This window comes from Thermoanaerobaculia bacterium (assembly GCA_035260525.1).
In the GTDB taxonomy this organism is placed as follows: domain Bacteria; phylum Acidobacteriota; class Thermoanaerobaculia; order UBA5066; family DATFVB01; genus DATFVB01.
In genome coordinates, this window is the sequence record DATFVB010000133.1 from 1 (window position 1) to 8,456 (window position 8,456).

Below are 8,456 nucleotides of genomic sequence, written 5' to 3' on the forward strand. Positions count from 1 at the left end.
AACCCCTAGAGGAGAACGCAGGCGGCCAGGAAAGTATGCATCGGCCCCCCAATCTTCCCGGCCAGCCGTAGATTCAATCGCTACTCCGAACTCGGCCTTTAGGAGGGATTGAACCAATGATTCAAAGAGAAACCAACCAAGGTCGTCGAGCCGATATCGGATCAAGGGACTACCCTTGAGCTCTCTTCTCGCTCGCGCTCTCCTTGAGATACGCGTCGATGAAGGGCGTCAGATCCCCGTCGAGCACCCGGTCGGTATCGCCCATCTCGAAATCGGTGCGGTGGTCCTTGACCATGCGGTACGGATGGAGGACGTAGGAGCGGATCTGGCTCCCCCACTCGATCTTCTTCTTGGCGCCCGCGCGCTTGGACTCTTCCGCCTGGCGCTCCTCGAGCGCCCGCTGGTAGAGCTTCGCGCGCAGCACCTTCATCGCGACGTCGCGATTGCGCCCCTGGCTCCGCTCGTTCTGGCAGGTGACGACGATGTTCGTGGGAATGTGGGTGATCCGGACCGCCGAGTCGGTGACGTTGACGTGCTGCCCGCCGGCGCCGGAGGAGCGGTACGTGTCGACCCGGAGGTCCTTGTCGGGAATGACGATCTCGATGTCGTCCTCGATCTCCGGCGTGACGAAGACGGAGGCGAAGGAGGTGTGCCGGCGCTTGTTCGCGTCGAACGGCGAGATGCGGACGAGCCGGTGAACGCCCATTTCCCCCTTGAGGTAGCCGTACGCGTATTCGCCGATCACGTGGACGGTCGCGCTCTTCAATCCCGCCTCCTCGCCGTCCACGCGCTCGATCAGCTCGGCCTTCCAGCGGCGGCGTTCGAAGAAACGGAGATACATCCGAAGGAGCATCTCGGCCCAGTCCTGCGACTCCGTGCCGCCGGCGCCGGAGTGGATCGAGAACCAGGCGTTGTTCGCGTCCTCGGCGTCGGTCATCTTCAGCGACAGCTCGAGGTCGTCGGCCCACGCCGACGCCGCCGCCAGGGCGGTCGAAGCCTCCGCGTCGACCTCCTCGCCCGCGCGCAGGAACTCCTCGAAGACGCGCAGCTCGTCGGCGCGCCGTTCCGCCTCGGCGTCGGTCGCCAGGGCCTTCTCGTGAATCTTGATCTTGCGGAGCGTCCCCTGCGCCTTCTCGGGATCGCCCCAGAAATCGGCGGCCGCCGACTTCTCCCTCAGCTCGTCGAGCGCGCTCCGCGCGGCGGCGCAATCAAAGATACCCCCGGAGCGCGGCGATCCGCTCGGCGGTCCCCTCGAGCCCCGCGATCAGGTCGTCCCGCTTCGTCATGCCCGTCGGCTCCTTCTCCAGCGCACGATCGCGCACGATACCATGGCCGCCGCGAGCAGGTCGGCGATCGCGGGGAAGACCGTTGCGCCCCACCGCGTCCAGGGCGTGAGCGACGTCCGCGGAGAGACCGCGGCCCGCGCGACTCCGGCGACGTCGGGTCCGAGCCGCGCGAGAAGACGCCCGCGCCCGTCCACGATCCCCGAGATGCCGGTGATCGCCGCCCGCGCGAAGGGACGCCCGTTCTCGATCGCCCGCAGCGCGAGCGCCTCGAAGTGCTGCTCCTGCGCGCCCGCCTTCCCGTACCAGGCGTCGTTGGAGATCGTGACGAGGAGATTCGCGCCGCGCCGGGTTTCGTCGCGCGCGAGCGACGGATACGTCATCTCGTAGCAGACGGCGGGCCCGAGCGCGAGGCGCCCGGAGACGAGCACGACCGGCGCGTCCGCGGCCGAAAAGGCTCCGACCGCCTGCGAGACCGACCGCATGAAGAAGAAGAGGCGCGGCAGCGGGACGTACTCGCCGAACGGCACGAGGTGGACCTTGTGGTAGGTCGCGGCCGCCAGCCCTTCCGGCGTCACGAGCCGCGCCGCGTTGAAGTAGACGGCTTCACTCTTCTCGTCGACGTCGTTGAAGAGGATCGAAGCGCCGCTCTCGCGCGCGATCGCCGAGAGATCGCTCCGGAGCGCCGCGCTCCTCTGCCAGGTGAGACCGTAGAAAGAGGACTCCGGCACGAGAATGAGGTCCGGCCGCTCCGCAGCGGCGTTCCGGATCGCGCCGATCACGATCGCGTACTGGCGGGCGGCGCTCTCGGCGCTCTCACGGAGCGATTGCGGGATGTTCGGCTGAACGCACGCGACACGGAGAACCGGCGCCGGGCGGTCCCGGCGCGCGAGACGGCTGCCGCCGAAGATCGCGAGAAACGCCGTTCCGGCCGCCAGCGCCGTCGCCGCGGCCGCGCGCCCGCGCGCGCTCTTCCCCACGCCGATTCCGGCGGCGAGCGCCGCGAAGCCGGCCACCAGCGCGCCGACGCCGTAGGCGCCCCACCACGAGGCCGTCTGGAGCCAGCGCGGGTGGTCGGCGAAGACGTTCGCGGTCAGGTTCCAGGGGAATCCCTTGTACGCCACGCTTCGCGCGTGCTCGGCCGCCATCCAGAGGACCGGGAACGCGGCGAGGCGGGAGACCGACCGGCGCGGGAAGGCGGCGACGACGCACCACCCGACCAGCAGCGGCCACTCGGCGAGGATGAGCGCGAGGAGGAAGACGCAGACGGCTCCCATCCACGCGGGCTGCCCGCCGAAGTGCGTGACGACGAACGAAACCCACGGGACCGAGAGGCACCAGAAGACGAGACCGAAGACGAGCCCCGAGATCAGCGCGCGCGTCCGTCTCTCCTCGAAATACAGCGCGGCGATCCAGGGGGCCAGCGCGACGGGAGCGAGCCACCAGAAGCCGAACGGCGGGAACGCGAGCGCGAGGAGCGCCCCCGAGACCGCACCCGCGAAGACGGACCTTATGGGCGGTCCTCCGGGTCCTGGGCCCCCTCTGCACCACCCTTCCCCGTCTCGCCTTCAGCGAGACACCCCTCCCCACGTGGGGAGGGGAACGGGGGGTGGGGTGAGGCGTTGCTTGCCGCGGCGAGCAGCGCCTCCTCGGCCCGGTACGAAGAGCGGACGAACGGGCCGGCGAAGACGTGGCGGAAGCCGAGCGATTCTCCCTCGCGCCGGAGACGATCGAAAACCGCGGGCGCGACGTACTCGACGACCGGCAGGTTCTCGCGGGACGGGCGGAGATACTGTCCGATCGTCACGATCTCGACCCGCGCATCCTTCATCCGGCGCATCAGGTCGACGCACTCCTCGAACGTCTCGCCCAGGCCGAGCATGAACCCGGACTTCGTCCGCATTTCGGGCGCGAGCCGCTTGACTTGTGCCAGCACCGCCAGCGACCGGTCGAGCCGCGCGCCGCGGCGGACCGACACGTAGAGCCGCGGCACCGTCTCGACGTTGTGGTTGAAGACGTCGGGACCCGCCGCGACCACCTCCGCGACGGAGGCCATCCGGCCGCGGAAATCGGGCGTGAGCACCTCGATCCCGACCGCCGGGTCGTCTTCGCGGATCGCCCGGATCGTCCTCGCGAAGTGCCCGGCGCCGCCGTCGGCGAGGTCGTCCCGGTCGACCGAGGTCAGCACGACGTGGCGCAGACCCATCGACCGGACGGCGTCGGCGACCTTCCTCGGCTCGCGGGGATCGTCGAAGACCGGCACTCCGGTCTTGATGTCGCAGAAGCCGCACGCGCGGGTGCACACGTCGCCGAGCAGGAGAAACGTCGCCGTGCCCCGCGAGAAGCACTCCGAGCGGTTGGGGCACTTCGCCTCCTCGCACACGGTGTGCAATCCGCGGGCGCGCATCGTCTGTTTGACCGCATGGAGCTCGGAGAGCCGGAGCGCCTTCTCCCGGATCCATTCCGGGGCTCGGACGGGAAGGTTCATTCGGGGGCGACCCACGCCTTCTGCTTGAACTCCGACGAGATCTTCGCCGCCGCCTTCTTCGCCTGCGCGCGGTCCGGGTACGGGCCGAGCCGGACCCGAAAGAGCGTTCCCTTCTTCGATTCGACGGAGCTCACCGCGGCGGTCCGGTAGCTCTTCGCCTCGAGCTTTTCCTTCCAGCGACGGGCTTCCGCCTTCGACGAAGTCGAGAGGACCTGCACGAAATAGCCGCCGGCACGGGCGGGAGCGGTCTTCTGGGCCGGCTCTCCGCCGGCGGTCCGGGCCGGCTCTCTCGCGGCGCGCGCCTGCGCGTCCTTCGCCGGCGCCGCGCTCGTCGGCGGCTCGGATGATGCCGTCGGAGCGGCCGGATGGCTCGCGCCCGGTTTCGTCGCCGCCGCCTTCGGGGCGCCGCTGATCTCGGTCCGGGAGGGCGCTCTCGACGCCTCCCCCGCGGCGGGCGGCGTTTTCGACTCGGCCACCCCCGGTTCCCGGTCCTCGAACACCGGGGCTTCCTCGGAAGCGGCGACGGCGGACGGCGTCGGGCTCGCGGTCTCGGTCGCCGACGTCTCCGCGGGAGCGGGAGCCGCGGGGCCGGCCGGAGCCGGGCGCGCGTTGGGGGCGGCGCCCGGCTCGGCCGTGCGCTCGAAGCCCGCCTTCGCGCCGAAGAAGAACGAGAGGCCCAGGGCAACGACGATGGAAACGACCGCCGCGAGGGCCTGCCCTCCCGTGAAGGAGACCTGATAGTAGGTTTTCTTCCCGTCGGCCATCGCGGCCCGATCTTAGCAGGCCGCGATCAGCTCTTTCCCATGAACGCGCGGAAGAACTCGATCGGGAGGGGGAAGACGATCGTCGAGTTCTTCTCGGAGGCGATCTCCGTCAGCGTCTGGAGATACCGGAGCTGGAGCGTCATCGGCTCGGTTGCGATCACTTTCGCGGCGTCGGCGAGCTGCTGCGAGGCCTGGAACTCCCCTTCCGCGTGGATGATCTTCGCCCTTTTCTCGCGCTCCGCCGTGGCCTGGATCGCCATCGCGCGCTGCATCTCGGGGGGGAGGTCCACCTGCTTGACCTCGACCATCGACACCTTGATCCCCCAAGGCTCGGTGTGCTGGTCGATCGTCTGCTGCAGCGCGAGGTTCAGCTTGTCGCGCTCGGCGAGGAGCTCGTCGAGCTGCGCCTGACCCAGGACCGAGCGAAGGACCGTCTGCGCGAGCTGCGACGTCGCGTAGAGGTAGTTCTCGACCTCGACGACGGCCCTCGGCGCGTCGATCACGCGAAAGTACACCACCGCGGAGACCTTCACCGAGACGTTGTCGCGGGTGATGATGTCCTGCTGCGGCACCTCGTGGACGATCGTCCGGAGCGAGACGCGGACCATCGTCTCGAACGGCCAGAAGATGAACGTGAAGCCCGGGCCCTTCGGGGTGGGCGCGAGACGCCCGAGCCAGAACGTGACCGCCCGTTCGTATTCCTTGAGGATGTTGATCCACTTGAGCAGCACGATGAACGCGATGACCGCGGCGATGACGATTCCCTGGATCATCATGGCGCACCTTCCTTTCGGCGAGGGACACCCTCGCGGGGCGGCGTGATCAAGCGCCCGACTCGCCGCCGGCCGGCCGGACGATCAAGGTGAAGCCGTCTTTCCCGACGATGCGCACCGCCGTACCGGACGCCACCGGCGTGTCGGCGCGGGCGTCCCAGTATTCGCCGTGCGCGATGATACGCCCCGCGGGAGCGAGGTCGGTCAGCGCGCGCCCGCTCTCCCCGATCAGACCCTCCGCCCCGGTCCGGACCGGCCTCGACCGGACGGAGGCGGCGCGGATCGAGAGCCCCGCGAGGACGAGGCCCGCGAGAACCGCCCCCGGGAGGACGATCCCGATGTCGATCCGGTACCCGAACCGGTTGCCCGAGAAGAGGAGGAGCGAGCCCGCGACGAAGACGGCCACGCCGGAGAGCGCGAGCATCCCGTGCATCGGAAACTTGAGCTCGGAGACGATGAAGAGGATTCCGAGCGCGATCAGCCCCATCGCCGTGAAGTTCACCGGCAGGACGGAAAAGGCATAGAGCGCGAGCAGCAGCGACACGCCCCCGAGCACGCCGGGGAGCACGGCGCCGGGATGCGAGAGCTCGAAATAGAGGCCGACGATGCCGATGAGGAAAAGGATGTAGGCGAAATTCGGCTCGGAGACGACGCCGAGCGCGCGCTCGACGGCGCCCATCTCCAGCGTCTCGAACCGCGGGGACTTCAGGTTCATCACGACGCGCTCGCCGTTGCCGAGGACGATCGCGGTGCCGTCGAGCTTGCGGCACAGCTCGGCGGGGTCGCGCACGATCGCGTCGATCAGGTGCTTCTGCAGCGCCTCCGTCTCCGTGTAGGAGAGGCTCTCCATCACGGCCTTCTCGGCGGGCTCGGGGTCGCGGTGGTGCGCGGCGCAGAGCGTCCGGATCTGGGCGAGCGCGTCCTGCTCGATCTTCTTGCGCATCGTCTCGGGCACGTCCTGACCCTGGCTCCCCACGGGGTGCGCGGCGCCCGTGTTCGTCTCCGGCGCCATGGCCGCCCAGTCGCCCGAAAGGAGGATGAAGAAGCCGGCCGAAGCGGCGCGGGCGCCCGACGGCGAGACGAACGTCGCGACGGGGACCTTGGCGTTGACGATCTCCGTGGTGATCTCCCGCATCGACGTCATGAGCCCGCCGGGCGTCGAGATCTCGACGATCAGGAGCGCGGCATGGCGCGCCTCGGCCTCCGCGATGGAGCGCTTCACGAACCCGGCCGCGGCGGGGTGGATCTCCCCCTCGAGCCGGGCGACGAGCACCAGCGGACGCGCGGGAGCGGCGGAGGCCGTCGCCGCCGCGACGACCGCGGCGAGGAGGAGGAGGATTCGCTTCAAGCTTTCGATTCTACTCCCCGCTCCGGGCCTCTCCGGCTCGGGACGGGGCGCCCGATGATAAAATTCATCGATGCGCCGGCGCCCTCTGGAGATCCTGAACATCGCCGCGATCCTCGCGCTCGCGGGCGTCGCCGGGCTCTGCGCCGCGGCCGGGCGGCTCCCGGGATGGCCCGGGGTCCTCGAGCGCTACGGCCTCATGCTCGTGTTCCTCCTCGTCGTGTCGTGGCTCGCCGCCCGGGAGGAGAAGCTCGGCCGGGCCCTGCGTCTCGTCGTCAACTTCTACCCGATGGCGATCATTCCGCTCCTCTACGAGAGCCTCGGCGTGCTGATCCCGGCGCTCCGCGGAGAGAGCCGCGACGCGTGGCTCGTGGCCGCGGACCGCGCGATCTTCCACGCCGATCCGACGGTCTGGCTCGAGCGCTTCGTCTGGCCGCCGCTGACCGACCTGCTCCTGCTGGCATACTCGACCTACTATTTCTTCCCGATCGTCGTCGGCGTCGCGCTGTGGAAGAAGGACCGCGCGCTCGCGCGCAAGTTCATCTTCTGCCTCTCGTTCACGTTCTATCTCTCCTACGCCGGGTACTTCGTGATCCCCGCGCAGGGCCCACGCGTCGCGCTGGCGGCCGAGCAGTCGGTCGCGCTGGAGGTCACGCCGGTCTCTCGGACGATCTCCCGGAAGCTCAACGAGCTCGAGCACACCAAGGACGATGCGTTCCCTTCCGGCCACACGATGGTAACGGTGTTCTGCCTTCTCGTGGCGTACCGGGAGACGCGGAAGGTCTTCCGCGCGTGGCTGCCGATCGCCCTGCTCCTGATCGTCTCGACGATTTACTGCCGGTTCCATTACGTCGTCGACGTGATCGCCGGGCTCTCGCTCGCGTTCCTCGCCCTGCCGCTCGGCGAACGCCTGTACGGGTGGATCCAGGGGGAATTCGCGGTCGGCATCCTTCCGGAGAACACGAAGCCGCTCTGAGTTCAAGACAGTCGAAGAGTCCGCGCCGAGTTGAAGCGGTCGCGCGCCGCGCCGCTTAACTCGGCGGCAATCGTCGAAGTCGAAAATCCGGGGATCGCCCGATCCGCGACCTTTGACCTGGGACTCTCCTGACGTCGCGGCTTCTCGAGTTGGACCCGCGGCTTTCCCGTCGGCACCGTTCGTGAATAATCGGTATCCGATGACACGGCTGCGCGAAGCGATCCGGGCCCTGCGGCACCGGAATTTCCGCCTCTTCTTCACCGGCCAGATCATCTCGCTCGTCGGCACGTGGATGCAGACGATCGCCGAGTCGTGGCTCGTCTACCGGCTCACCGGCTCCGCGGCGAAGCTCGGCATGGTCGGGTTCTGCGCGCAGATCCCGGTGTTCCTGATCGCGCCGATCGGAGGAGCGGCCGCCGACCAGAGCAACCGGAAGCGCACGCTCCTCTTCACGCAGAGCGCCGCGATGGCCCTCGCGCTCGTGTACGCCGCCCTGACTCTGTCCCACCGGATCCAGATCTGGCAGATCTTCGTCCTCGCCGCGCTGCTCGGCGTCGTCAACGGCTTCGACATCCCGACCCGCCAGGCCTTCGTGGTCGACATGGTGGGAAAAGAGGACCTGATGAACGCGATCGCGCTCAACTCCTCGATGTTCAACGGCGCGCGGATCGTCGGGCCCGCCGTCGCGGGCATCCTCGTCGCGTCGGTCGGCGAGGGGTGGTGCTTTTTCATCAACGGCGTGAGCTACGTCGCCGTGATCACCGGCCTCCTGATGATCGCCATCCCGCACCGCCGCGTGGAGAAGGGGCTGGGCTCCCCCGCGCGGC

Annotated in this window: 8 protein-coding genes; 2 read left to right on the forward strand and 6 right to left on the reverse strand. The window is 69.0% G+C overall.

Going from position 1 to position 8,456, the window contains the following annotated elements; translation table 11 throughout:
• Window positions 1–169 precede the first annotated feature (169 nt).
• From prfB to VKH46_06265, 6 genes are all read right to left on the reverse strand, one after another.
• Window positions 170–1,286 (reverse strand): peptide chain release factor 2 gene (gene prfB, locus VKH46_06240; protein HKB70426.1). Its coding sequence is split into 2 segments (ribosomal slippage): window positions 170–1,210 and window positions 1,212–1,286, totalling 1,116 coding nucleotides; the frame shifts between segments, so codons are not numbered across the junction.
• Window positions 1,283–2,797, reverse strand: a complete 1,515-nt coding sequence (lnt, locus tag VKH46_06245; GenBank protein ID HKB70427.1) for an apolipoprotein N-acyltransferase — start codon at window positions 2,795–2,797, stop codon at window positions 1,283–1,285. Before lnt ends, prfB begins: the two co-directional genes overlap by 4 nt.
• Window positions 2,794–3,771 carry a lipoyl synthase gene (lipA, locus tag VKH46_06250; GenBank protein HKB70428.1) on the reverse strand — a complete coding sequence of 326 codons (978 nt, stop codon included), beginning with the start codon at window positions 3,769–3,771 and terminating at the stop codon, window positions 2,794–2,796. Before lipA ends, lnt begins: the two co-directional genes overlap by 4 nt.
• On the reverse strand, window positions 3,768–4,535 hold the full coding sequence (locus tag VKH46_06255) for an SPOR domain-containing protein (GenBank protein HKB70429.1): 768 nt from the start codon (window positions 4,533–4,535) through the stop codon (window positions 3,768–3,770). Before VKH46_06255 ends, lipA begins: the two co-directional genes overlap by 4 nt.
• A gap of 26 nt (window positions 4,536–4,561) precedes the next feature.
• On the reverse strand, window positions 4,562–5,308 hold the full coding sequence (locus VKH46_06260; protein ID HKB70430.1) for a slipin family protein: 747 nt from the start codon (window positions 5,306–5,308) through the stop codon (window positions 4,562–4,564).
• Between the two features lie 49 nt (window positions 5,309–5,357).
• The gene (locus VKH46_06265; GenBank protein HKB70431.1) at window positions 5,358–6,656 is read right to left on the reverse strand and encodes a nodulation protein NfeD; all 1,299 of its coding nucleotides are present in this window, start codon (window positions 6,654–6,656) and stop codon (window positions 5,358–5,360) included.
• A gap of 70 nt (window positions 6,657–6,726) precedes the next feature.
• Between VKH46_06265 and VKH46_06270 the strand changes: the two genes are divergently transcribed.
• Together VKH46_06270 and VKH46_06275 are read left to right on the forward strand one after the other, a co-directional pair.
• Window positions 6,727–7,629 carry a phosphatase PAP2 family protein gene (locus VKH46_06270; protein ID HKB70432.1) on the forward strand — a complete coding sequence of 301 codons (903 nt, stop codon included), beginning with the start codon at window positions 6,727–6,729 and terminating at the stop codon, window positions 7,627–7,629.
• A 199-nt stretch (window positions 7,630–7,828) separates the two neighbouring features.
• The coding region (locus tag VKH46_06275) for an MFS transporter (GenBank protein HKB70433.1) at window positions 7,829–8,456 on the forward strand (628 nt) is incomplete at its 3' end.

Coding starts and splice junctions, on each gene's coding strand:
- lipA (HKB70428.1), bottom strand. CDS start 3,771: ATGAACCTTCCCGTCCGAGCCCCGGAATGGATCCGGGAGAAGGCGCTC.
- VKH46_06255 (HKB70429.1), bottom strand. CDS start 4,535: ATGGCCGACGGGAAGAAAACCTACTATCAGGTCTCCTTCACGGGAGGG.
- VKH46_06260 (HKB70430.1), bottom strand. CDS start 5,308: ATGATCCAGGGAATCGTCATCGCCGCGGTCATCGCGTTCATCGTGCTG.
- VKH46_06270 (HKB70432.1), top strand. CDS start 6,727: ATGCGCCGGCGCCCTCTGGAGATCCTGAACATCGCCGCGATCCTCGCG.